A 23,055-nucleotide genomic window follows, 5' to 3' on the forward strand; every position below is an offset into this window, starting at 1 on the left:
TTTTTTGCGCGATTTCAATCACACAACGCCATAATCCACAAAATCCCCCACGCAAACAGCGCAATCATCTGCGCGGCAGAGCCGACATCTTTGGCACGTTTTGCTAATTCGCGTTTCTCTAACGAAATATCGTCCACCACCGCTTCAATGCCCGTGTTGAACAATTCCACTATCAGCGACACCAGCGACACCAGCACCAAAATCATTTTAATCGCCAAATCCAAATCCGCGCACCACACCGCAATCGACGATGCGCCGTGCAGCCACACCAGTTGACGAAATGCCGCTTCGTGGCGAAAAGCAGCCTGCAATCCGTCTTTGGAATAGCCGCTGGCGTTAATAATCCGTTTAAAACCTTTTGTGCCTTTGAATTCGTTGTGCGGTTGCGTCATGCTGCTGCTCCTTTAATCGCGTCCAATACGGCTTGCGCGTGTCCTGCCACTTTCACTTTGCGCCATTCGTGTGCGATTTCGCCTTGTGCGTTCAACACAAACGTGCTGCGTTCGATGCCCATGTATTCTTTGCCATACAGTTTTTTCAGTTTAATCACGTCAAACAGTTTGCATACCGTTTCGTCTGCATCGCTCAATAGCAAAAATTGAAAGCCTTGTTTATTGCAAAAATTTTGGTGCGATTTAATGCTATCGCGTGAAATGCCGACTACGGTGTAGCCCAATTCGGCAAATTCGGGTAGCAAGCGGTTAAAATCCAAGCCTTCGGTGGTGCAACCTGCGGTGCTGTCTTTGGGATAGAAATACACAACCAGCGGCAAATGTTGGCTGCTGTCAAAAGTTTCGCCGTTGGAAGCTGGCAAGGTAAAAGAATAATTCATGTGAATGACTTTCGTGAAAAAGCAGCCGTATTGTGTTGGGAATACGGCTGCTGGTTGATTAAAGTGCAGGCTGCTTTTTATTGCAAGCTCAAACCGCCCACGCGCTCAAAGATGTGGTCTTTGGCATTACCCTCTTCCCACAATTTGATTTTCAAGCGCAAGTCGTTTACCGATTCAGCTTGGCGCAAGGCTTCTTCGTAAGTGATTTTGTCTTCGGTGTACAAGCGGAACAAGTCTTGGTCAAACGTTTGCATGCCGTCTGTTTCCGAACGATTCATCAACGACATCGCTTCCATCAACTCGCCTTTGAAAATGTGGTCTTGCATCGCAGGGCTGTTAATCAACAAATCCACAATCGCCGTACGTCCGCCGCCTTTCAATCGCGCCAAACGCTGACCAATAATGCCCACTGTGTTCAACGCCAAGTCCATCAATACTTGTTGATGACGCTCTTCTGGATAGAAGTTCATAATACGCTCAATGGTTTGCACGGCATTGTTCGCATGAATGGTAAAGATACACAAGTGACCTGTTTGCGCCAGTTGCAAAGCGTATTCCATGGTGTGTTCGTTACGCACCTCACCCACACAAACCACGTCTGGTGCTTGACGCATTGCCGATTGCACCGCCATTGACCAAGAATTCGTATCCACGCCCAATTCGCGTTGCGTGAAAATACTCTTGATTGGTTTGTGCAGATATTCCACAGGGTCTTCAATGGTCACAATATGACCTGCGGCGTGTTTGTTACGCCAGTCCAGCATCGCCGCCATAGACGTAGATTTACCCGAACCCGTTGCGCCTGCCAAAATCAACAAACCGCGCGGCTGCATCGCCAAGTCTTTTAAACCTTGTGGCAACTGCAAATCATCAACCGTTAAGATTTTGGTGGTGATGCGACGCCACACCATGCCCATGCGACCTTGTTCGTGATACGAGTTCACACGAAAGCGAATGCCCTCGCTAGACGACACGGAGTAGTTCAATTCCAATTCGTGGTCAAAACGCGCACGTTGGTCTGGCGACATAGTGGAATACACCAAAATTTGCGTGTCTTGCTGCGTGAGCGGTTTGAGCGGAACAGGCGTTAATTCGCCATTGATTTTGAATGATGGCGGAAAACCTGCGCTGATAAAAATATCCGATGCACCGCGTTTTTCACATTCGGCAGCCATTTTTTCCAACAAAGGGTGTAAGCCCGATTTTTTGGCTGGCGCAATTTCCGAAGCCGTTGCCGTGGCTTGTGCCGATGCAGGCACGGCTCGTCCTGCTGGTGCAGCAGGCTTGGCGGCATCGTTGGTTACTTTGTAATTGTTTACAAAACCTTCAAGTAGGGAAGTGATGTCTTGTTCTGCCATGATAGCTGCTCTCTGTGGGTTAGTTAATCATATCTGGGTTTTGTGCTTTGGCGCGTGCTGCGTCTAACGACACAATATTGCGGCGAACCAAGTCTTGCAAACATTGGTCCAGCGTTTGCATACCAAAGTTTTGACCTGTTTGAATGGTCGAGTTCATTTGCGCGATTTTGTTTTCACGAATCAAGTTACGAATCGCAGGAGTGGATACCATGATTTCGTGCGCGGCAACACGACCTTTTCCGTCTTTAGTTTTCATCAACGTTTGCGCGATTACGGCACGCAACGATTCCGACAACATAGAACGCACCATTTCTTTTTCGCCTGCTGGGAACACGTCAATAATACGGTCGACCGTTTTTGATGCCGATGTGGTGTGCAATGTACCGAATACCAAGTGACCCGTTTCGGCAGCCGTCAATGCCAAGCCGATGGTTTCAGGGTCACGCATCTCGCCCACCAGAATGATATCAGGGTCTTCACGCAATGCCGATTTCAGTGCGTTGGCAAAGCTGTGGGTGTGTTCGTGCAATTCGCGTTGGTTTACCAAGCATTTTTTGGATTGATGCACAAACTCAATCGGGTCTTCAATCGTCAAGATATGACCTGCGTGGTTGTCGTTGATGTAGTCAATCATCGCCGCCAAGGTGGTGGATTTACCCGAACCTGTTGGCCCTGTAACCAAAACCAAACCGCGTGGTGTGTCGGCAATTTTTTGGAAAATGCGCGGTGCTTTGAGTTCGTCCAGCGTTAATACTTTGCTTGGAATGGTACGCAACACGGCTGCTGGACCGCGGTTGGTGTTAAACGCATTCACACGGAAACGCGCCACGTTGGGCAATTCAAACGAAAAGTCGGTTTCCAAGTTTTGTTGATAGTTTTTGCGCTGCAAGTCGTTCATGATAGAGCTAATCATGTTGCCGACTTGGTCTGCGCTCATTTCGGGCAAGTTGATGCGGCGCACATCGCCGTGTACGCGAATCATCGGTGGCAAGCCAGCCGAAAGGTGTAAGTCTGATGCTTTGTTTTTTACGCCAAAAGCCAGCAAGTCGGTAATTTGCATATCGCTCATGATAGAACCTTTTATTTAAGTGATTTTTGTAAATAGAATAAGGGCGGTATTGTAAAGAAATTTAGCCGTTTTGATAAGCCAATTAACCAAAATCCGACTGGGTTGATTGAATAAAACAACATGAGAAAGTGCAGGCTGCTTTTTTACAGAGTTTCCCGTAGAAAAAGCAGCCTGCATTTTTATTGGTTTGATTGAATTACCCCTGCACCAACGCCTGTTTCAAAGTCGCCACCACATAATGCTGTTGCTCGTCCGACAAATCAAAATACAAGGGCAAGCTAATCGCACCTGCATAATAGCGTTCTGCGTTTGGGAAATCGCCCTGCTCAAAGCCGAAGCGTTGGCGATAATACGGCTGCGTATGCACGGGAATGTAATGCACGTTCACGCCAATGCCGTGTTCGCGCAAAAAATTGACCACGCGCAGGCGTTGTTCGGGTGCAACTTGGATTGGATACAAATGCAAGGCAGAATAATTTTGTGGATTGCGATACGGCAACTGCACAGGCAAATCTGCCAATAAATCATCGTATTGCGTGGCTAACACATGACGGCGTGCGACAAATTCGTCCAAGCGGTGCATTTGGCTCACACCCAAAGCAGCCTGCATTTCGGTCATGCGATAATTGTAGCCCAAATCAATTTGTTGGTAATACCACGCGCCATCGGGTTCGCCCACCATTTCTTGCGGATTGCGTGTGATGCCGTGCGAGCGCAGTTGCTGCATTTTATTTGCCAAATCATCGTGTTGAGTCATGGCAACTCCACCTTCTGCGGTGGTGATGATTTTGACTGGGTGAAAGCTGAACACGGTAATGTCGCTGTATTGTCCATTGCCGACTTTACCTGTGGCGTAACTTGCACCAATCGCGTGCGAAGCGTCTTCAATAATCTTAAAGCCGTATTCCTGCGACAGCGCATGAATTGCCGCCATATCGCACGGTTCGCCGCACAAATGCACGGGAATCACGACTTTGGGCAAGCAGCCTGCACGTTTTGCTGCTGCCAGTTTTTGCGATAACAATTCGGGCGATAAATTGAACGTGCGCGAATCGATGTCCACAAAATCCACCGTTGCGCCGCAATACAACGCGCAATTTACCGATGCGACAAACGTGTTAGGCGTTGTCCACACCATATCGCCCTGCCCCACGCCCAACGCCAAGCAAGCAATGTGCAAAGCCGATGTCGCGCTGTTCACGGCAACGGCGTGTTTTGCGCCACAATAATCGCGGATAGCGCGTTCAAACGCAGGCACTTGTTCGCCCTGCGTCAAAAAATCGGAGCGCAACACCGACACCACCGCCGCGATGTCTTGTTCGGAAATGTTTTGTTTGCCGTATGGAATGTTCATGTTGATTCTTTCTGTTGGATAAAAGTGTAGGCTGCTTTTAAATAACCCAAAAAGCAGCCTGCACTATTTTACCTGTTTTTATCGAGCATGGCGTTGCGCCGCCATACCCACGCTATTTCCCACGCGCCACAGGATACGTTCCATCAATCAAAATTTCGCGTCCCACATCGTGCAAATTGCGATAACCAGCCAAAGCCATCGACACGTCCATTTCCTTATACAAAATTTCCAACACACGGCGCACACCATCTTCGCCATACGCGCCCAAGCCGTATAAGAACGCACGTCCAATCATCGTGCCTTTCGCGCCCAACGCCCATGCTTTTAAAATGTCTTGACCCGATGTAATGCCACCGTCCAACCACACTTCGGTTTGCGAGCCAGCAGCCTGCACAATATCAGGCAAGGCGTGAATGCTGGATAACGCGCCGTCTAATTGTCGTCCGCCATGATTGGAGACCACAATCGCATCTGCGCCATGTTCGGCAGCTTTAATCGCATCTTCCGCGTCCATAATCCCTTTGATGATGAGCTTACCGCCCCACAAATCTTTAATCCGCGCCACATCGTCCCAGCTCAAACGTGGGTCAAATTGCTCTGCCGTCCACGATGATAGCGATGACACGTCCTGCACATTTTTCGCGTGTCCAACAATATTGCGGAACGTGCGGCGTTGCGTGTGCAACATATGCCAACACCATTCGGGCTTCATCGCCAAGTTCAATAAGTTCAACAAAGTCGGTTTGGGCGGTGCAGACAAGCCGTTTTTGATGTCTTTGTGGCGTTGTCCTAAAATTTGCAAATCTGCCGTCAAAACCAATGCCGAGCAGTTGGCATCATGCGCACGTTTAATCAAATTTTGCATGAACTCGCGGTCGCGCATCACATAAAGCTGAAACCAAAACGGTGCGCTGGTATTTTCTGCCACGTCTTCAATCGAACAAATAGACATGGTGGACAGCGTGAATGGTACGCCAAATTTTTCGGCGGCTTTGGCTGCCAAGATTTCGCCGTCTGCGCGTTGCATGCCTGTTAAACCTGTGGGTGCGAGCGCGGTGGGCATGACCACGTCTTGCCCGATGAGTTTGGTTGCCAAGCTGCGCCCTTCCATGTCTACCAGCACTTTTTGGCGGAACTTAATCGCATCAAAATCGCTGCTGTTGGCACGATAGGTGGTTTCTGTCCACGAGCCTGAATCGGCATAATCGTAAAACATTTTGGGGACTTTGAACTTGGCGACACGGCGCAAGTCTTCAATACACGTCATTTTATTTAAACCGCAATTCATCTCTATTTCCTTTCATTTCAATACAAAAAGGGTTGGGTGGGTTACAATTCGGTTGGTTTTTAGCTCCCATTTGAGAGTTATTCTTATTTTACACGCTTTTATTTTGATGAGCAGCTTTAAAACTACATTAAATTGATGAAATAGCTGCAAATCCGTTCCCTCTCCCTAACCCTCTCCCAAAAGAGAGGGAATAAGTGGCTGATTTTATTTTGAGTACCCCATCAACATGACCCGATTTCGCACCGACAAAACCCTAGAACACGCCGAACGCATTATGCTGGTTTCGGTCATACTATCTAGCAGCTACACAGGCACAAACGAGCTGCGCGAACAGCAATTCAAAGCAGCCTGCACCGAAGCAGCAGAGCTTGTCCACGCAACAGGCGGCAAACTCGTGTGCAGCGAAACTGCCAAACGCGACAAAGCTCATTCCGCCCTGTTTGTTGGCACAGGCAAAGCCGAAGAATTGGCGCAAGTTGTGCAGCAAAACAACATTGAACTGGTTATTTTTAATCACGAATTATCGCCCACGCAAGAACGTAATCTGGAAAAAATCCTGCAATGCCGCGTGCTAGACCGCGTTGGCTTGATTTTGGCGATTTTCGCCCAACGCGCCCAATCGCAAGAAGGCAAATTGCAAGTGGAATTGGCGCAACTGTCGCATTTATCCAGCCGTTTGGTGCGCGGCTACAAACATCTACAAAGCCAAAAAGGCGGCATCGGCTTAAAAGGACCAGGCGAAACGCAACTGGAAACCGACCGCCGCTTAATCCAAACCAAAATCACGCAACTGCGCCACCAGCTAGACAACGTCAAAAAACAACGCGAAACACGCCGCAAAGCCCGATTGCAAGGCAACATCAAAACTTTTGCGATTGTGGGCTACACCAATGCAGGTAAATCCACATTATTCAACCGCTTAACCAAATCGGACGTGTTGGCGAAAGACCAACTTTTTGCTACTTTGGATACAACTGCACGGCGTTTGTATCTCAACCCCGAAGCCAGCATTATTTTGACCGACACCGTTGGTTTTGTTCAGGATTTGCCACACAAATTAGTATCGGCATTTTCCGCGACATTGGAAGAAACCGCATTGGCAGACGTGTTGCTGCATTTGGTTGATGCCAGCGACCCCGAATTGGAACGCAAAATCCAAGATGTGAACAATGTGTTAGCCGAAATCAAAGCCGACAAAATCCCACAAATTTTGGTGTACAACAAAATTGACTTGCTGCCCAAAACCGAACAAAGTGCAGGCTACTTGCGCGATTTGCAGCAACAAATTACAGCGGTGCGCGTGTCGGCAAGCAGTGGCGCAGGTTTGGACGATTTGCGTTTAGCGTTGATAGAAAGAGTTTAACCACATGAATTTCATCAAAAATATCCCTGTTTACATTATTAGCGCAGATTTGCTGGCAAGCGTGTTTTTCAATATCAAAGACGCTCTACTGCCCACTGCCACGCCTTTGCCCAGCGACCAGTTGCCCGTGTCGCCCGAATTTGCGTTTGGCTGGATTCAAGTCGGCATTAATGGCGTGATGGTATTGCTGATTTTGTGGGCAATGTGGGCGCTGTTGCGCCTAAAAAAATATGGCGACGCAGGCGAAACGCTGGCAATGACACTGCCACGCGCGTTTGCATCGCTGATTGTGCTGGCATTTAGCGTGCCTGCCACATGGCTGTGGTTCAACGCGCTGTGGGATTTGTTGATTCATCAACGCCAAACCATTTCGTTTACATCGTTGCGCTATTTGATTGTTGCAGGCTGCTTGCCCTATTTGCTGTGGCTGTTTTTGAGCGTTTGGTATCGCCAACATCGTTTGCGCCATCAAAAGCAGTCTGCACTTTTTTCGGTACAAACCAAAGTGCCAGAAAATTTTCATTCACCAGACTAAATCGTCATCATTATGACTATTTTAAATATTACACTCCCCATTTTTCTGCTCATGGCATTGGGCTTTGCCAGCTTACGTTTTGGCTTTTTTGCCCACGCCCAAATCGCACTACACGCTCGCATCGCTGCTGGCATTTGCCATTGGCTATTGATTAAACGTGCGCCGAAAATGTCCGCATAAATTAGCAGCACTCAACGGTTTGGCGGCAGGGCAAGCCAATTCGGGCTTTGTCGACTATCCGCTCTTGTCTATGGCAAGCAATGCCAACACCGCCAGCGTTTATTTTCCCATGAATGTTTTGACCGAAAACATCGTGATTATGCCTTTGCTGCTAATTTTGTTGAGCTGGGAAAAAAGCCACAACCACTTGGGCAGCGGTCTCAAAAAAATCGGCAAAACCATTTTGACCAACCCCATTATTATTGCCTTGCTGTGCGCCCTACCCTTTGCCTTTGGCTGGTTCACCTTACCCACTTTCGCGCAAGAACCTTTGCCATGCTATCGACAGCCACCGCACCGCTGGCTTTGTTTGTATCTATGACTGTGATATTGGCTTGGTGGCGTTGAATACAAAAGCAGCCTGCACTTTTTATTTACCAAGTGCAGGCTGCTTTTGACTATTTTCTACTGCTTACGCGCACCAAACGCACCTATTCTGCCATTAGCTTTTTGCTCACGGAAATCGCCAGCCAATTCTGCGGCATTGTCGCCGAAGAAGCCGCCATGCGTTTCTACATCAGCACCAATCTTGCTGTGGAACGTGTTTCCTGTAATATTGGCTTGTAAATTAATCGGATTTTTGCCGTTATTGCTCAATGAGCCTGTTAAATTTTTGTTTACAAAATTAACGTTAAATTGTGCTGTTACCTGATTATTCACATGTTGCCCATTCACAATCACACCTTGTCCAACGTATTTTGCTGAACCTGTTGTTGGCATCGTTGCGGTTGGCGTGCCTTGATAGAATGTTTGGTACAGATTTGTGCTATTGTTTTTTATCACACCAAAACGGGTATGAGCATAGCCACTTACCATACCACTATGATTATTAACGTGAATGTTTCGCCATTGCCCAGATTGCACATTAAGCGGAATATCCACGCCATCTACACGCAACGATTTTAAAGGCGTGGGATTGTTGGTTTCGGCTATGGACGAATCAAAATAATAGCTGCTGGTGGTTGCATCGCTACCAAAAATTTGCACCCAATAATAGCGGTATGTGCTACCTGGAACGTACACCACACCGATACCAATTTTGGTAAAGCCTTTGGCAATCATATTTTCATAATGTCCTTTGCTGTTTCTCCATTGAGTTAGCACAGTTGCATCGGCGGTACCGTAGCCTGCTGCAATATTTTCGCCACGATTGCCATTGGCAAATCCGACATAAATTTCTTGACCATTCAAACGCTTGTGGTTAAACAAGCGCACAATTTCTTCTGCGCGACGTTGTGCATAAGCAGACAGCCTTTCATCGTATTTCAAGTTAGATGCGCCCACTTCGGCACGAAGTTTATTGGTATTAGCGACGGCTTTTTGTACTTCGGCAGCCAATGCTCCTGTTGGTGGTACAACTTTCCAAGAATGGGTAAACGAATACAGTGTTTTGTCTTGGGCAACTGCTTTTGTAATGCCATTGTTATTGAATTTTGATGCAGTGGGTCGGGCTGGATTATTTGCGCCATTTTGATTGGCTGGGATATTATTGGGTTGGCTATTTTGGCTATTGATATTAAGGTTATTATTAGAACCACCACCGCCACCACACGCCACTAAAACCGTAGCTGTTAATAAACATAAAATAGGATGAGTTACTTTCATTGCATTATTCCTTTTTTCAGATTGGACAAAAAAACATTAAAAGTGCAGGCTGCTTTTGACTAGATTTTACACTAAAAGCAGCCTGCACTTAAATTATTTCACAATCTGATTCAATTCGCCTTTGGCATAGCGCGTTGCCATTTTTTCCAACGAAATCGGCTTGATTTTATCTGCCTGACCCTCGCAGCCAAATGCCAAATAGCGGTCAATACAAATTTGCTTCATCGCTTCAACCGTTTTGCTTAAATATTTGCGTGGGTCAAATTCGGCAGGGTTTTCCGCCATAAATTGGCGGATTGCGCCCGTGCTGGCTAGGCGCAAATCGGTGTCAATATTCACTTTTCGCACGCCGTGTTTGATGCCTTCCACGATTTCTTCCACAGGCACACCATAAGTCTCGCCAATCGCACCGCCGTATTCGTTGATGATTTTTAACCACTCTTGTGGCACGGAGCTCGAACCGTGCATGACAATATGCGTATTCGGCAACGCTGCGTGAATTTCTTTAATACGGTCAATGCGTAACACTTCGCCTGTGGGCGGACACGTGAATTTATACGCGCCATGACTTGTGCCAATCGCAATCGCCAACGCATCTACGCCTGTGTCTTGCACAAAACTCCGTGCGTCTTCCACGCTGGTTAGCATTTGGTCGTGCGACAATTTGCCTTCTGCGCCAACGCCATCTTCTTCGCCTGCTTCGCCTGTTTCCAAGTTGCCCAAAACGCCGATTTCGCCCTCAACCGACACACCGCAAGCGTGAGAAAATTGCACTACTTTGCGTGTGGCTTCTACGTTGTATTCATATGTTGATGGCGTTTTGCCGTCTTCCAACAGCGAGCCGTCCATCATCACGGAACTAAATCCAAGCTGAATAGAACGCTGGCACACATCGGGCGATGCGCCGTGGTCTTGGTGCATCACCACTGGAATGTGCGGAAATTCTTCCACCGCTGCCAAAATCAAATGACGCAAAAATGGCGCACCTGCGTATTTGCGTGCGCCTGCGCTCGCCTGAACAATAACAGGCGCATTGACTTGATTTGCGGCTTCCATAATCGCGCGCATTTGTTCCAAATTGTTTACGTTGAATGCAGGCAAGCCGTAGCTGTGTTCGGCTGCGTGGTCTAACAGTTGTCGCATGGATACGAGTGCCATTTTTTGCTCCTAATTCAAATGTAGTGGAATGTAGTTTTGTGCTGCATCGGCATTATAGCAGCATTGCTTTGTGTAAAGAAAGGGTAAATGTGCAGGCTGCTTTTAAATGTTTTTTCAATAAAAAGCAGCCTGCACTTGTGTAAAACACAATACATCGCTTGACAAATTTGTAAATTTTCTTAAAGATGCGAAAATATTTAGCCATAACGAAATGGCATCTTTAACCCTGTATGCAAAGGAACGCACCATGAGCACACCACGCACATCTTATTCACTCATGTTATTGGCATTGTCGGCTGCGTTTGGATTAGCAGCTTGCGGCGGCGGTAGCGATAAAGCCGCTGCCCCTGCTGGCAACGCTGCACCTATTTCAACCGAATTGGCTGAAAAACAAGAAATCATCATCAACAACGGCGCAGAGCCCGAATCGCTTGACCCACACAAAGTATCAGGCGTACCAGAATCCAATATTTTGCGTCAATTATTGGTCGGCTTAACTACAACCGACAATGACGGCAAAACCATTAGTGGCATGGCAGAAAAATGGGAAAGCGCGGATAACAAAGTATGGACATTCCACTTGCGCGATGCCAAATGGAGTAATGGCGACCCTGTTACTGCAGAAGATTTCGTGTACAGTTTCCGCCGTTTGACCGACCCTGCAACCGCGTCGCCCTATTCTAGCTATTTGGTTGATGTGAAAGTGGCAAACGCACAAGAAATTGTGGACGGCAAAGCCAAACCTGATACTTTGGGCGTGAAAGCGATTGATGCGAAAACGGTAGAAATTACTTTAACTGAACCCGTGCCTTATTTCCCAGACTCATTAATTCATACATCAGTGAAACCCGTAAATAAAAAAGCGGTTGAAGCACATGGCGACAAATGGACGCTGCCTGAAAATTTTGTGAGCAATGGCGCATATAAATTGAAATCGTGGGCAGTAAACGACAAAATCGTTTTGGAACGCAATCCGCAATATTACGATGATGCAAACACGAAAATTAACCAAGTTACTTTCTTGGCAGTAACATCAGCCGTAACCGACATGAGCCGCTTTAAAGCGGGCGAAATTGATGTAACGTACAACGACATTCCGTCTGAACAATTCAAATCGTTGCAAACGGAAATGGGCGAACAAATGAAAGTATCGCCATATTTGTGTACTTATTACTACGAATTCAACCACAAAAAAGCACCGTTTGATAATCCCAAAGTGCGCCGTGCGCTGTCTTTGACGTTTGACCGTGAATTATTTGCCAGCAAGATTGTGGGACGTGGCGAAACAGCAGCTTACGAATTTACCCCACCAGCCGCGCAAGGTATGAAAGAATTTACGCCTGAATGGAAATCGTGGGACGAGGCTAAACGCATTGCCGAAGCGAAAAAATTGTTGAATGAAGCTGGCTACAATGAAGGCAATCCATTGAAATTTGAATTGCTGTACAACACCAGCGAAAACCACAAGAAAAATGCGGTTGCAGCGTCGGCATTGTGGAAAGAAAAATTGGGTTTTGTTGAAGCGACTTTGAATAACCAAGAATGGAAAACGTATTTGGATACGCGCCGCACGCAAAAACATCAATTATCGCGTGGTGGGTGGTGTGCCGATTTCAATGAAGCGTCTTCATTCTTAAATACGTTTAAATCGGACAACAGTAGCAACTACGGCAAATACGCCAGCGCAGAATTTGATGATTTGATAAAACAAACATTAAGCGCAAGTATTACACCTGAACAACGCGGCGAGTTGTATCAAAAAGCCGAAGCAGTGTTGGATAAAGACGCAGCGACTATTTTTGCTTACCACTATGTGAGCGCACGTTTGGTGAAACCGTATGTGGCGGGTTATTCCAACAAAGACCCAATGGATAATTTCCAAGTGAAAAATTGGTCGATTTTGAAACACTAATCGTCAATAAATGCAGGCTGCCTGAAAGTGATTGCCTAGGTTTTCAGGCAGCCTGAATATTTTGATGATGTTATTTTTCAAATAAAAACAAATAGGCACAAACCATGTTTAAACTGATTCTACGCCGCCTATTAGAGGCGATACCCACATTATTTGTCTTAATCACCGTATCATTCTTTATGATGCGACTAGCCCCTGGTAGCCCATTCACAGGCGAACGCAATTTGCCACCAGCCGTATTGGCAAACATTGAGGCAAAATATCATCTCAATGACCCGATGTGGTTGCAATATCTCAATTATCTCAAACAATTAGTGCAGGGCGATTTTGGCCCATCGTTTAAATACAAAGATTTTTCCGTGAACGAATTATTAGCGCAAGCCTTGCCTGTTTCTGTGGAAGTGGGGTTGTACGCATTCATCATTGCTATGGTACTGGGTGTAGCGTTGGGCGTGATTGCCGCATTGAAACAGAACTCGTGGCTGGATTATGTGCTGATGACTTTGGCAATGACGGGCGTGGTGATTCCCAGTTTTGTGAAAGCCCCTTTGCTGGTGTTGATTTTTGCGATTATTTTGAAATATCTGCCTGCTGGTGGCTGGAATGATGGCGCGGCAATCAATCTGGTTTTACCTGTGATGGCGTTGGCGTTGGCGTATGTGGCGAGCATTTCGCGGATTATGCGTGGCTCAATGATTGAAGTGATGAATAGTCCATTTATCCGCACCGCGCGCGCCAAAGGTTTGTCCATGCGCTACATTGTTTTGAAACACGCACTGCGACCTGCTTTGCTGCCTGTAATTTCGTATTTAGGCCCTGCGTTTGTCGGGATTATTACAGGTTCTATTGTGATTGAAACCATTTTTGGGCTACCAGGTATTGGGCAATTATTTGTCAATGGCGCACTCAATCGCGATTATGGCATGGTGTTGAGCTTAACCATTTTGGTGGGCGTTTTGACGATTGTGTTTAATGCGATTGTGGATATTTTGTACGCCGTGATTGACCCGAAAATCCGTTATTAAATTTCAGGCAGCTTTTAATACATGATAGGAATTTTTGTATGTAAGCAAATCGACTCCCTCTCCTGTGGGAGAGGGAACAAAGTTACTACAAACTGAAAAATTTTTGCATGTATTGAAAAGCAGCCTGAAAAAAATAAAAAGAACAAAAAGGAACATTTTATGCTGGTAAGTAAACAACAATCCCAAGCCATTAGCGAAATGGCGCAAGAAGCCGAAATCAAAGGGCGCAGCCTGTGGGACGACGCATGGCGCAGATTCAAACGCAACAAAGCCGCGTTAATCAGTATGTTGATTTTATTGATGATTGCCGCGTTTGTAATTGTCGTGCCGATGATTGCGCCATTTGGTTACGCCGACACCGACTGGGGCAATATGCAAGCCGCGCCATCTTTTGACAACAAACACTATCTTGGCACGGATTCATTAGGGCGCGATTTGCTGACGCGCGTGGCGGTTGGCGGACGCATTTCGCTGATGGTTGGCTTGGCTGGCGCGTTGATTGCCGTGTTGGTTGGTACGATTTATGGCGCGGTGTCGGGCTATTTCGGCGGCAAAGTGGATATGCTGATGATGCGATTTTTGGAAATTTTGAATGCGTTTCCGTTTATGTTTTTCGTGATTTTGTTGGTTACGTTTTTCGGGCGCAATTTGATTTTCATCTTTGCGGCGATTGGCATGGTGTCTTGGCTAGACGTGGCGCGGATTGTGCGCGGTCAAACTTTGGGCTTGAAACGCAAGGAATTTATTGAAGCGGCACACGTTTGCGGTGTGTCTAGCAAAAATATTGTCATGCGCCATATTGTGCCGAATGTGTTGGGCGTGGTTGTGATTTATGCGTCTTTGCTTGTGCCGAGTATGATTTTGTTTGAATCGTTTTTGAGTTTTTTGGGCTTGGGCGTGCAAGAACCGATGACAAGTTGGGGCGCGATGTTGGAAGAGGGTGCGAAAACCATGCAAATCGCGCCATGGCAACTGCTTGTGCCGTCTAGCTTTTTGGTATTGACGCTGTTTTGCTTTAACTTTATTGGCGACGGCTTGCGCGATGCGCTTGACCCGAAAGACCGTTGATTTTTTCAGGCAACTTTTTTGGGAAATAGAAAAATTATTATTTCAAAATCAAATATATTTCACAAAAAAGCAGCCTGCACAGGAACAAAAACCATGACCACACCATTACTCCAAGTACGCGATTTGCGCGTGCAATTCAAAACCGAAGACGGCTTGGTAACGGCTGTCAATCAACTCAATTTCACGCTGAATCAAGGCGAAACGCTCGGCATTGTGGGCGAATCAGGTTCAGGTAAATCGCAAACCGCTTTCGCCATAATGGGTTTGTTGGCGAAAAACGGTGCAACAAACGGTTCAGTTAAATTCAACGACCAAGAAATTTTAGGGCTGCCTGAAAAATCATTAAACAAAATCCGCGCCGAACAAATCGCCATGATTTTCCAAGACCCGATGACCTCGCTTAACCCCTATATGCGCGTGGGCGACCAGCTCGCCGAAGTGTTGATGTTGCACAAAGGCATGAGCAAAACTGACGCATGGGCAGAAGCACAAAAAATGTTAGACGCGGTCAAAATTCCCGAAGCCGCCAAGCGCATTAAAATGTATCCGCACGAATTTTCAGGCGGTATGCGCCAGCGCGTGATGATTGCGATGGCGTTGCTGTGTCGCCCTAAATTGTTGATTGCTGACGAACCGACAACCGCGTTAGATGTAACCGTGCAAGCGCAAATTATGGCGTTACTCAATGATTTGAAACGCGATTTCAACACCACGATTATTATGATTACGCACGATTTGGGCGTTGTGGCAGGCATTTGCGATAAAGTACTCGTGATGTACGCAGGGCGCACAATGGCGTATGGTCCGACCAATGAAATTTTCTATCACCCCACACACCCTTACACCATTGGCTTGTTGGGCGCAGTGCCGCGTTTGGACGGCGCGGACGGCGAAGAATTGAAAACCATCCCCGGCAATCCGCCTAATTTATTGCGTTTGCCGCAAGGTTGCCCATTTCAAGAGCGTTGCGAACACGTTATGGACATTTGCCGCAGCGAACCGCCCGAATTGAAATTCCTACCCAACGGTCGCCAACGCGCCTGCCATTGGGAACACCCATACCACGCCACACAGGGAGAACACGCATGAACACGCAACCTTTATTACAAGTGCGCAATGTGCAAACCCATTTCACGATTAAACAAGACGACGCATTTTTTTGGCAAAAACCTGTCATGCTCAAAGCCGTGAATGGCGTATCGTTTGATTTATTTGCAGGGGAAACTTTGGGCGTAGTAGGCGAATCGGGTTGCGGCAAATCCACATTGGCGCGCACGATTATCGGCTTGGTGAAAGCGCGTTCAGGCAGCATAAAATTTCAGGGCGAAGAATTGGTAGGGCTGCCTGAAAAATCTATGCGCTTGAAACGCAAAGATATTCAAATGATTTTTCAAGACCCATTGGCTTCACTCAATCCGCGCATGACCGTGGGCGATATTATTGCCGAGCCGTTGCGAACATTTAACCCACAAATCAGCAAAACCGAAGCGCAAGAGCGTGTCAAAGCCATGATGAAAAAAGTCGGTTTGTTGCCCAATCAAATTAACCGCTATCCGCATGAATTTTCAGGCGGACAATGCCAACGTATTGGCATTGCCAGAGCTTTGATTTTAGAGCCGAAATTGATTATTTGTGATGAACCTGTTTCCGCGTTGGACGTGTCCATTCAAGCGCAAGTGGTTAATTTATTGAAACAAGTTCAAAAAGAAATGGGCTTGGCGTTGATTTTTATCGCGCACGATTTGTCGGTTGTGAAACACATTTCTGACCGCGTGTTGGTGATGTATTTGGGCAATGCTGTGGAATTGGGAACGGACAAGGAAATTTTTGACGCACCAACACACCCGTACACACAAGCGTTAATGTCTGCCGTGCCGTTGCCCGACCCCGAAGCAGAGCGCAATAAAGTGATTCAATTATTGCCAGGGGATTTGCCTAGCCCAATCAATCCGCCGAGCGGTTGCGTGTTTCGGACGCGCTGCACATTGGCGGATAGCGATTGCGCGGAAACTAAACCCATGCTTTCAGGCAGCGAAAGTCATCAGGCAGCGTGTTTGAAACGGCAAGTCCCAGCCTAAATCCAATAAGACAGTCTGAACGTTTTTTCAGACCGTCTTTTGATTATTAAATATAAAAATGAATAACTTAACCAAAAATGAAACCATTTATTTGAATTATATAGTGGATTCAATTCAAACTAGGACAAGGCGACAACGACCGCCGTGTACATCTAGTACATAAGGGAGTTGGCAACGCTGTACTAGTTTGAATTTAATTCACTATATTATCAATAGAAAGACCCTCATGCCCGAACTACCCGAAGTAGAAACCACGTTGCGCGGTATTGCGCCCCATATTAACGGCAAAAAAATCGTGCAAACCATTGTTCGCCAACCCAAATTGCGCTGGCAAGTGCCCAGCGATTTAGCCGATATTTTGCAGCATCAAACGGTACGCCAATGCACCCGCCGTGCCAAATATTTGTTGATTCAGTTGGATACAGGCGTTTTGCTGATTCATTTGGGTATGTCGGGCAGCCTGCGGATTTTTCGCGATACGCTGCCCGATGCAGGCAAACACGACCACGCGGATTTTGTGTTTGAAGACGGCACGGTATTGCGCTATCACGACCCACGTCGTTTTGGTGCGATTTTGTGGCTGGCAGGCGTGGCAGAACACCACGAATTGCTGCGAAATTTGGGCGTTGAACCGTTGAACGATGAGTTTACAGCCGATTATTTGTTTGACCGCTTGCGTGGTAAACATCGCGCCATTAAGTTGGCGATTATGGACAATGCGATTGTGGTTGGTGTAGGCAATATTTATGCCAACGAAAGTTTGTTCCAAGCGGCAATTTCGCCTAATCGCCCTGCTCAATCGTTGTCCAAACAAGAATGCGCGGATTTAGTTGTGGCAATCAAGCAAATTTTGGCACGCGCGATTGAAACGGGTGGCAGCACTTTGCGCGATTTTGTGGACAGCGATGGCAAAAGTGGCTATTTCCAGCAAGAATACAAAGTGTATGGGCGACAAGGTGCAGGCTGCTTGCGTTGTAGCGGATTGATTGAAAAATCGGTTTTGGGACAACGTGGTACGTTTTATTGTGTGCAATGTCAGCGTTAAATAGATGTAAATATCGTGAATTAAATTTAGATTAGTACAGCGTTGCCAACTCCCTTATGTACTAGATGTACACAGCGGTCGTTGTCGCCTTGTCCTAATCTAAATTTAATCCACTATAAAGTGCAGGCTGCTTTTTCAGTTTCAGAAAAAGCAGCCTGCACTTTGTTTATGCTTATTTATGCAGCAGGACGCAAAGCCGCCGCTTCTTTGGCTAAACGCGTAATCGTGTCCCAATCTTTATTGGCAACCGCATCTTTTGGTGTGAGCCACGTTCCGCCCACGCACAACACGTTAGGTAATGCCAAATAATCAGGCGCAGATTGCAACGTAATCCCACCAGTTGGGCAGAAGCGCACATCGGCATACGGGCCATACAAGGCTTTGAGCATGGCTTTACCGCCCACCACTTCGGCTGGGAACAATTTAAGTGTATCAATGCCGTGTTCCAGAGCCAGTTGCACTTCGCCTGGGGTTGCCACACCTGGAATTAACGGAATGTTCACATCGTGGCTGGCTTTTGCCAAACTTTCGTGCAAACCTGGACTAATGGCAAACACCGCGCCTGCATCGGCAACGGCTTTGAGCTGGTCTGGATTGGTTACTGTGCCTGCGCCCACAATCGCGTTGGGCACTTCTTTTTTAATCAAACGAATCGCATCAATGCCAACAGGGGTACGCAGCGTGATTTCCAAAGTAGGAATGCCGCCTGCTACCAATGCGTGTGCCAAATCAACGGCGGTACTTAAATCGTCAATCGCCATCACAGGCACTACTGCGCCTGCGGATAAAATCTCGCGTGGAGTCATGTTGTTTTCCTTTGGGTTGGGGTTGAGATGACTGGAATTGTACACTATTTGTAATTTTGTTACGACTATTGCGGGCGTAAACCAGCGATAAAAATCGCGTACAATCGCAGTTTTTTAGGACAACATCATGATGAATACAACCACTCTCCCCATTTTTCGCGTGGCTGGTTTGGCGGCAAACATTCGCGCCGAACACGCTGCTGCCGATTTGTCTGCGCTGTGGCAAGCGTGGCAACAAAGCAGCCTGCAATCCGATATTCGCGCATTCAGTCGCACGATTTATTGCGTGTATCATCAATATCAAAGCAATGGCGACAAGCAAGCGGTGTTGGGTTATTTGGTTCCCAATGATTTGGATTTGCCTGACGCGGCTGCCGATGTTTGGGTGCTGCCCCAGCAATATGCGGTGTATGAATTGCCCGACAAACAGCCCGAAAGCGCGTGGACAATGTGGGCGCAACTGCCCGATGATGTGCAAACGCAACGTGCCAATAAAATGGATTTGGAAAGTTATCCGAGTTTTGGTTTGCCAAAGATTTATGTGGGATTGGTTGGGCAAGTAGAAATGACAGAAGAAGCTTTGTAAGCGTAATCAAACAAAAGCAGCCTGCACTTTAATCAACAAAAGTGCAGGCTGCTTTTGATTATAGTGGATTAAATTTACCGTCTCTCTTGCTTCACAATCAACCACATCGCCCATAAGGCAAACCCAAGCGTAGGCAATACTGCCGAAACAAAAGCGGGAACGCGATACAACTGGGTCGTAAAGCCAAACAATCGCCCTGTAAAAAAGAACAACAATCCCAAGCAAATACCGCCAAATAGCTTCAAGCCCAAGTTGCCGTGTCGCCCAGAATTGGAGGTAAACGCCAAAGCAACCAACGCCATCACCATCGTAGCAATAGGGTAAACCAGTTTATTCCACCATGCCACATCATAGGCTTCGGTTTGCTGCTTGTTGTCTTTTAAATAGCCAATATATTGCGTTAGGTTGATAAACGACATTTGCTCTGGCTTCACCATTAACACATCTAACATATTGCTTTGTATATTAAATTGCCATGTTCTTTGTCCTTGTTGGCTCGTGCGGATTTGCTTGTCTGCTAATTCACTGCTTTGCACTTGGTTGAGCTGCCATTGTCCATTGGCAAAGCGAGCTTGCTTGGCATAAACGCTTTCGGTTAATTGATATTGGTCGTTAAACTGCCAAATCTTCACGTCCAACAAGGTTTTATCGGGCAACATCGCGCCAATGTTAATCATGCTATTGGGTTGCTTAATCCACACGCCGTTGTGCACCAAAGTGGTTTGTTGGCTTCTAGCTAATGTTTTGATGGCATCGCCACGGCGACTTAATTCGGGTGCAATCCATTCGCCCAACAAAATCGTAAAAACGGCAAAAATCGCGCCAAATTGCAAAATCGTGCCGATGAGCCGCTTGCTACTCCAACCGCTGGTTTTAATAACCGCCCATTCGCTGCTAGACACCAGTTGATTAAGCGCAATCAAACCACCAATCAGCGTGGCAAGTGGCATCAGTTGATAGGCACGCGCTGGCATTTGCAACGCAATATATTGCAATGCCACCGCCATTGTGTAGTTCTGACCAACAATACCGATTTCGGACAGCAAGTCGATAAAACTATACAGCGACAAAATGGCAAACAGCGCATAGGCAGACATCAAAGAAAGACGAGTAATAATATAGCGAGATAATAATTTCATATTGCAGGCTGCTTTTTTATATTAAGTAAACACCGTTTGTGTATTTTTTGTGTGATGACGGCAAATTATCGCGCCCCAAACAACGCGCTTTTTACCCCTGTCCAAAACGGTTGCGCGGGCATAGAACGCATTTTCATCAACACAAAGATGCAGGCTGCCATGATGATGTGCATGGGCAACAAGCCTGCCCAAAATGGGATTTTACCGTCTTCCACCGCATCGCGCAGCAAGGTTAAGCCGTTTTGATAGAACAAGAAAAAGCCCACCGCCACCACCACATGATACGAATTGCCTGTGCGCGGATTAAAATACGAAATCGGAATCGCCAATAAACTCAACAAAATCACAGTAATCGGCAACGAAATACGCCACATTAGCTCGGCTTGGTATTGCGGATTGTCGCTGCCGATGAGGTTTTGACTGGGAATGGTGCGGCGATGGTTAATCGGCTCAATCAATTTGGGTGCGGTATTGATGACCAGTTGCAATTCTTGGAACGACACTTGTTCAAAATCACCCTGCCCTGCGTTGCCTGTGTAGCGATAGCCGTTTTGCAACACCAGCACGCGGCGGTTGTCTGCTTCCAGTTTCATGTGTCCCGATTGGGCGAACACCACGCTATCGCGCCCTTTTTCATCTACTTCGCGGATAAACAAACGGCTCATTTCGCCAACTTCGGCATCAAACTGCTCCACAAAGTAAACACGATTGTTTTGCTTACCTAATTCGGCAAACGTGCCTTGTTCTATCAACGATAAATTCTGCTTTTGTTTGAGCAATTCGCCGTATTCGCGACTACGGAGTTCGGCGTTTGGCAACACAAATAATTGCATCGCCGCCACCAACATCGCCAAAGGTAAGGCAAAGGTCAAAACAGGCTTAATCCATTGTTTTAAGCCCAAGCCGCTGGATAGCCAAATCGCCATTTCACTGTCGCGCCAATAGCGAGTCAGCACGGTCAAAATGCTGATGTATGCCGTCAGCACCAGCAGCAGCGGTGTCATGCCCAGCACCCAAAAGCCAATGAGTGCACCCACCGCGTCAATTGCCACACTGCCACTGGCTGCGCGTCCGAGCATATTCACGCCTTGCGTAAACAGCAAAATCGCCAGCACCACCGAAAAAATTCCTATGGCGACTAGCGTGGTTTCTTTGATGAATTGTTTTTTATAAATCATAGTGTTCAATCATTTTTTAATTTTCCAGCCAGTGCAAAGGGGCGGCTTCTATTTGTGCGATTTGAGCCAACAGTTCGGCACGAGTCGCCAACATCACGCGCTTTTCGCTTTCCACAAAGCCCCATTCTGGATTGATGTGCAACGCCGTCAGCACAAACCAAGCAGCCTGCACATCGTACACCGCATCGTAGATAAACTGTCCGTCATCGCTCGCGCCTGCACACAGTTGTGGCACGGCATAATCGGTTTGATTGAAATCGCACGGCTCTTGTTCAGGCAACACAGATTGGCGTGTCCACATTATTCGCGCTCCAAACAATACAGCGTGGTCGTTTCGCGTTGTCGCGCAAAAGCGAGCGTATCGTGGCTATTTTGCGCTTTGCTGTGTTGCGGCTGCGTGTGCAGGCTGCTTTTAACGCGCCAACCAGCCTGCGCGAACCAGTTGTTCAAATCGTCTGTTTGACGCAAACCCAAGTGTTCCGCCAAATCCGACATCACAATCCAAAGCTGTCCGCCTGCGTTCAAATGCGCGGCAGCCCCGTTTAACAGCGCGTGCAGCATAGCATGGCGTTCGTCATACAACGCCGTTTCAATCGCAGACGTTGGGCGAGCAGGCAACCACGGCGGATTGCACACAATCAAATCCACGCATTCATCGGCAAACAAATCGGTTTGGACGATTTCAATTCGCGCTGCGTAGCCCAATCGCGCCACATTTTGACGAGCGCATTCAATGGCGCGTGGATTGTTGTCGGTCGCCCAAACTTGCGCCACGCCTGCTTTTGCCAACACCACCGCCAACACGCCGCTGCCTGTTCCCACGTCCATTGCCAACTGGGGCGCAAAAGTGCAGGCTGCTTTTGCCACCAAATCCACATATTCGCCGCGAATGGGCGAAAACACGCCAAACGGCACATGAATATTATGCTGCAGCGCAGGCACAAACACGCCTTTTTTATGCCATTCGTGCGCGCCAATGTAGCCCAACAGTTGATTGAGTGGCAACAAAAACGGCTCGCTGTTTTCCGCGCCAAAAACATCGCGCAAAGCAGCCTGCACTTGCGGAGCGCGTGGCAAATTCAGCGCAAAATTCGCGTCAATTTGCACCAGCAATCTATTGGCAAACGAGCTACTTTGCGACTGCGCCAAACGATGTTGATGAAACACATCGCTGGGATTGGTTTGCGGTTTGGGCTGGATTTTGGCGCGTTTTTTGAGTGCCGATAGCACTTGTTTGGCTTGATGAAAATCGCCACGCCACACCGTTGCCATACCATTTCGCGCTTGTTTGAGCAGCTGTTCGGCGTTGATTTGGGTAACTTCTACCACTTCGCGTGGCGGCTTTTGCGAACTTTCGTTGCGATAGGCAATCGGGGTTTGGTTGAGTAAAACGGTTTGGGTCATGGTTGTTTTTGAAATACGAATTTCTGCAAATCT

Annotated in this window: 24 protein-coding genes; 11 read left to right on the top strand and 13 right to left on the bottom strand. The window is 47.3% G+C overall.

The window, feature by feature from the left end; translation table 11 throughout:
• Positions 1 to 14: 14 nt before the first annotated feature.
• The 6 genes from BQ5809_RS07325 to BQ5809_RS07350 all read right to left on the bottom strand — a co-directional run bounded on the left by BQ5809_RS07325 (position 15) and on the right by BQ5809_RS07350 (position 5,901).
• Positions 15 to 392 (bottom strand): diacylglycerol kinase, encoded by a 378-nt coding sequence (locus BQ5809_RS07325; RefSeq protein WP_003787555.1) that lies wholly within the window; start codon positions 390 to 392, stop codon positions 15 to 17.
• A complete protein-coding gene (locus BQ5809_RS07330; RefSeq protein ID WP_003787553.1) occupies positions 389 to 832 on the bottom strand; it encodes a peroxiredoxin in 444 nt (147 codons plus the stop codon). The genes BQ5809_RS07325 and BQ5809_RS07330 overlap by 4 nt, the downstream gene beginning before the upstream one ends.
• Positions 833 to 909: 77 nt before the next feature.
• Positions 910 to 2,190, bottom strand: coding sequence for a PilT/PilU family type 4a pilus ATPase (locus tag BQ5809_RS07335; RefSeq protein ID WP_003787551.1), 1,281 nt, complete (start codon positions 2,188 to 2,190; stop codon positions 910 to 912).
• A 19-nt stretch (positions 2,191 to 2,209) separates the two neighbouring features.
• Positions 2,210 to 3,250 (bottom strand): type IV pilus twitching motility protein PilT, encoded by a 1,041-nt coding sequence (locus tag BQ5809_RS07340; RefSeq protein WP_003791105.1) that lies wholly within the window; start codon positions 3,248 to 3,250, stop codon positions 2,210 to 2,212.
• Positions 3,251 to 3,455: 205 nt separating this feature from the next.
• Positions 3,456 to 4,613, bottom strand: a complete 1,158-nt coding sequence (pseC, locus tag BQ5809_RS07345) for a UDP-4-amino-4,6-dideoxy-N-acetyl-beta-L-altrosamine transaminase (RefSeq protein WP_003787545.1) — start codon at positions 4,611 to 4,613, stop codon at positions 3,456 to 3,458.
• A gap of 112 nt (positions 4,614 to 4,725) precedes the next feature.
• Positions 4,726 to 5,901, bottom strand: coding sequence for an alpha-hydroxy acid oxidase (locus tag BQ5809_RS07350; RefSeq protein WP_003787543.1), 1,176 nt, complete (start codon positions 5,899 to 5,901; stop codon positions 4,726 to 4,728).
• Between the two features lie 226 nt (positions 5,902 to 6,127).
• On the opposite strand from BQ5809_RS07350, the gene hflX reads away from it, so the two are divergent.
• The 4 genes from hflX to BQ5809_RS07365 are packed head-to-tail and all read left to right on the top strand — an operon-like array spanning position 6,128 to position 8,340.
• Positions 6,128 to 7,264 (top strand): GTPase HflX, encoded by a 1,137-nt coding sequence (gene hflX, locus BQ5809_RS07355; RefSeq protein WP_003787541.1) that lies wholly within the window; start codon positions 6,128 to 6,130, stop codon positions 7,262 to 7,264.
• A gap of 4 nt (positions 7,265 to 7,268) precedes the next feature.
• A complete protein-coding gene (locus BQ5809_RS07360; protein ID WP_003787539.1) occupies positions 7,269 to 7,799 on the top strand; it encodes a hypothetical protein in 531 nt (176 codons plus the stop codon).
• A 12-nt stretch (positions 7,800 to 7,811) separates the two neighbouring features.
• A complete protein-coding gene (locus tag BQ5809_RS11005) occupies positions 7,812 to 7,979 on the top strand; it encodes a hypothetical protein (protein ID WP_155114353.1) in 168 nt (55 codons plus the stop codon).
• Positions 7,957 to 8,340 carry an AEC family transporter gene (locus BQ5809_RS07365; RefSeq protein WP_003787535.1) on the top strand — a complete coding sequence of 128 codons (384 nt, stop codon included), beginning with the start codon at positions 7,957 to 7,959 and terminating at the stop codon, positions 8,338 to 8,340. The genes BQ5809_RS11005 and BQ5809_RS07365 overlap by 23 nt, the downstream gene beginning before the upstream one ends.
• Before the next feature lie 83 nt (positions 8,341 to 8,423).
• Here BQ5809_RS07365 and BQ5809_RS07370 read toward each other — a convergent pair whose 3' ends face one another.
• Together BQ5809_RS07370 and fba are read right to left on the bottom strand one after the other, a co-directional pair.
• A complete protein-coding gene (locus BQ5809_RS07370; protein ID WP_003787534.1) occupies positions 8,424 to 9,623 on the bottom strand; it encodes a Slam-dependent surface lipoprotein in 1,200 nt (399 codons plus the stop codon).
• A 93-nt stretch (positions 9,624 to 9,716) separates the two neighbouring features.
• A complete protein-coding gene (gene fba, locus BQ5809_RS07375) occupies positions 9,717 to 10,781 on the bottom strand; it encodes a class II fructose-bisphosphate aldolase (protein WP_003787531.1) in 1,065 nt (354 codons plus the stop codon).
• A 247-nt stretch (positions 10,782 to 11,028) separates the two neighbouring features.
• Between fba and BQ5809_RS07380 the strand changes: the two genes are divergently transcribed.
• From BQ5809_RS07380 to mutM, 6 genes are all read left to right on the top strand, one after another.
• Complete coding sequence (locus BQ5809_RS07380) at positions 11,029 to 12,693, top strand: ABC transporter substrate-binding protein (protein ID WP_003787526.1); 1,665 nt, start codon at positions 11,029 to 11,031, stop codon at positions 12,691 to 12,693.
• Positions 12,694 to 12,797: 104 nt separating this feature from the next.
• Entirely contained in the window at positions 12,798 to 13,718 is a 921-nt protein-coding gene (gene oppB / locus BQ5809_RS07385) for an oligopeptide ABC transporter permease OppB (protein ID WP_003787523.1), read from the top strand.
• 159 nt (positions 13,719 to 13,877) lie between these two features.
• A complete protein-coding gene (oppC, locus tag BQ5809_RS07390) occupies positions 13,878 to 14,786 on the top strand; it encodes an oligopeptide ABC transporter permease OppC (protein ID WP_003787521.1) in 909 nt (302 codons plus the stop codon).
• 93 nt (positions 14,787 to 14,879) lie between these two features.
• A complete protein-coding gene (gene oppD, locus BQ5809_RS07395; RefSeq protein ID WP_003787519.1) occupies positions 14,880 to 15,875 on the top strand; it encodes an oligopeptide ABC transporter ATP-binding protein OppD in 996 nt (331 codons plus the stop codon).
• Positions 15,872 to 16,864 carry a murein tripeptide/oligopeptide ABC transporter ATP binding protein OppF gene (gene oppF, locus BQ5809_RS07400; RefSeq protein WP_003787517.1) on the top strand — a complete coding sequence of 331 codons (993 nt, stop codon included), beginning with the start codon at positions 15,872 to 15,874 and terminating at the stop codon, positions 16,862 to 16,864. The genes oppD and oppF overlap by 4 nt, the downstream gene beginning before the upstream one ends.
• 226 nt (positions 16,865 to 17,090) lie before the next feature.
• A complete protein-coding gene (mutM, locus tag BQ5809_RS07405) occupies positions 17,091 to 17,909 on the top strand; it encodes a bifunctional DNA-formamidopyrimidine glycosylase/DNA-(apurinic or apyrimidinic site) lyase (RefSeq protein ID WP_003787516.1) in 819 nt (272 codons plus the stop codon).
• Between the two features lie 176 nt (positions 17,910 to 18,085).
• Here the strand turns inward: mutM and BQ5809_RS07410 are convergent, their stop codons facing one another.
• Positions 18,086 to 18,715, bottom strand: coding sequence for a bifunctional 4-hydroxy-2-oxoglutarate aldolase/2-dehydro-3-deoxy-phosphogluconate aldolase (locus tag BQ5809_RS07410; RefSeq protein ID WP_003787514.1), 630 nt, complete (start codon positions 18,713 to 18,715; stop codon positions 18,086 to 18,088).
• 127 nt (positions 18,716 to 18,842) lie between these two features.
• Between BQ5809_RS07410 and BQ5809_RS07415 the strand changes: the two genes are divergently transcribed.
• On the top strand, positions 18,843 to 19,301 hold the full coding sequence (locus tag BQ5809_RS07415) for an effector binding domain-containing protein (RefSeq protein ID WP_003787513.1): 459 nt from the start codon (positions 18,843 to 18,845) through the stop codon (positions 19,299 to 19,301).
• A 74-nt stretch (positions 19,302 to 19,375) separates the two neighbouring features.
• On the opposite strand, the gene lptG is transcribed toward BQ5809_RS07415, so the two are convergent.
• The 4 genes from lptG to BQ5809_RS07435 form a co-directional block, all read right to left on the bottom strand.
• On the bottom strand, positions 19,376 to 20,440 hold the full coding sequence (gene lptG, locus BQ5809_RS07420) for an LPS export ABC transporter permease LptG (protein WP_003787512.1): 1,065 nt from the start codon (positions 20,438 to 20,440) through the stop codon (positions 19,376 to 19,378).
• Positions 20,441 to 20,505: 65 nt separating this feature from the next.
• Positions 20,506 to 21,618: an LPS export ABC transporter permease LptF gene (gene lptF, locus BQ5809_RS07425; protein WP_003787510.1), complete on the bottom strand. Its 1,113-nt coding sequence runs from the start codon at positions 21,616 to 21,618 to the stop codon at positions 20,506 to 20,508.
• A gap of 16 nt (positions 21,619 to 21,634) precedes the next feature.
• Entirely contained in the window at positions 21,635 to 21,919 is a 285-nt protein-coding gene (locus tag BQ5809_RS07430; RefSeq protein ID WP_003787508.1) for a hypothetical protein, read from the bottom strand.
• Positions 21,919 to 23,022 carry a methyltransferase gene (locus BQ5809_RS07435; RefSeq protein WP_003787506.1) on the bottom strand — a complete coding sequence of 368 codons (1,104 nt, stop codon included), beginning with the start codon at positions 23,020 to 23,022 and terminating at the stop codon, positions 21,919 to 21,921. Before BQ5809_RS07435 ends, BQ5809_RS07430 begins: the two co-directional genes overlap by 1 nt.
• Positions 23,023 to 23,055 lie beyond the last annotated feature (33 nt).

The organism is Kingella kingae ATCC 23330, from assembly GCF_900111845.1.
GTDB classification, from domain to species: domain Bacteria; phylum Pseudomonadota; class Gammaproteobacteria; order Burkholderiales; family Neisseriaceae; genus Kingella; species Kingella kingae.

Excerpts from the sequence above, each read along its gene's own strand:
- BQ5809_RS07325 (WP_003787555.1), bottom strand. The coding sequence starts at position 392 with ATGACGCAACCGCACAACGAATTCAAAGGCACAAAAGGTTTTAAACGG.
- BQ5809_RS07330 (WP_003787553.1), bottom strand. The coding sequence starts at position 832 with ATGAATTATTCTTTTACCTTGCCAGCTTCCAACGGCGAAACTTTTGAC.
- BQ5809_RS07335 (WP_003787551.1), bottom strand. The coding sequence starts at position 2,190 with ATGGCAGAACAAGACATCACTTCCCTACTTGAAGGTTTTGTAAACAAT.
- BQ5809_RS07340 (WP_003791105.1), bottom strand. The coding sequence starts at position 3,250 with ATGCAAATTACCGACTTGCTGGCTTTTGGCGTAAAAAACAAAGCATCA.
- pseC (WP_003787545.1), bottom strand. The coding sequence starts at position 4,613 with ATGAACATTCCATACGGCAAACAAAACATTTCCGAACAAGACATCGCG.
- BQ5809_RS07350 (WP_003787543.1), bottom strand. The coding sequence starts at position 5,901 with ATGAATTGCGGTTTAAATAAAATGACGTGTATTGAAGACTTGCGCCGT.
- hflX (WP_003787541.1), top strand. The coding sequence starts at position 6,128 with ATGACCCGATTTCGCACCGACAAAACCCTAGAACACGCCGAACGCATT.
- BQ5809_RS07360 (WP_003787539.1), top strand. The coding sequence starts at position 7,269 with ATGAATTTCATCAAAAATATCCCTGTTTACATTATTAGCGCAGATTTG.
- BQ5809_RS11005 (WP_155114353.1), top strand. The coding sequence starts at position 7,812 with ATGACTATTTTAAATATTACACTCCCCATTTTTCTGCTCATGGCATTG.
- BQ5809_RS07370 (WP_003787534.1), bottom strand. The coding sequence starts at position 9,623 with ATGAAAGTAACTCATCCTATTTTATGTTTATTAACAGCTACGGTTTTA.
- fba (WP_003787531.1), bottom strand. The coding sequence starts at position 10,781 with ATGGCACTCGTATCCATGCGACAACTGTTAGACCACGCAGCCGAACAC.
- BQ5809_RS07380 (WP_003787526.1), top strand. The coding sequence starts at position 11,029 with ATGAGCACACCACGCACATCTTATTCACTCATGTTATTGGCATTGTCG.
- oppB (WP_003787523.1), top strand. The coding sequence starts at position 12,798 with ATGTTTAAACTGATTCTACGCCGCCTATTAGAGGCGATACCCACATTA.
- oppC (WP_003787521.1), top strand. The coding sequence starts at position 13,878 with ATGCTGGTAAGTAAACAACAATCCCAAGCCATTAGCGAAATGGCGCAA.
- oppD (WP_003787519.1), top strand. The coding sequence starts at position 14,880 with ATGACCACACCATTACTCCAAGTACGCGATTTGCGCGTGCAATTCAAA.
- oppF (WP_003787517.1), top strand. The coding sequence starts at position 15,872 with ATGAACACGCAACCTTTATTACAAGTGCGCAATGTGCAAACCCATTTC.
- mutM (WP_003787516.1), top strand. The coding sequence starts at position 17,091 with ATGCCCGAACTACCCGAAGTAGAAACCACGTTGCGCGGTATTGCGCCC.
- BQ5809_RS07410 (WP_003787514.1), bottom strand. The coding sequence starts at position 18,715 with ATGACTCCACGCGAGATTTTATCCGCAGGCGCAGTAGTGCCTGTGATG.
- BQ5809_RS07415 (WP_003787513.1), top strand. The coding sequence starts at position 18,843 with ATGATGAATACAACCACTCTCCCCATTTTTCGCGTGGCTGGTTTGGCG.
- lptG (WP_003787512.1), bottom strand. The coding sequence starts at position 20,440 with ATGAAATTATTATCTCGCTATATTATTACTCGTCTTTCTTTGATGTCT.
- lptF (WP_003787510.1), bottom strand. The coding sequence starts at position 21,618 with ATGATTTATAAAAAACAATTCATCAAAGAAACCACGCTAGTCGCCATA.
- BQ5809_RS07430 (WP_003787508.1), bottom strand. The coding sequence starts at position 21,919 with ATGTGGACACGCCAATCTGTGTTGCCTGAACAAGAGCCGTGCGATTTC.
- BQ5809_RS07435 (WP_003787506.1), bottom strand. The coding sequence starts at position 23,022 with ATGACCCAAACCGTTTTACTCAACCAAACCCCGATTGCCTATCGCAAC.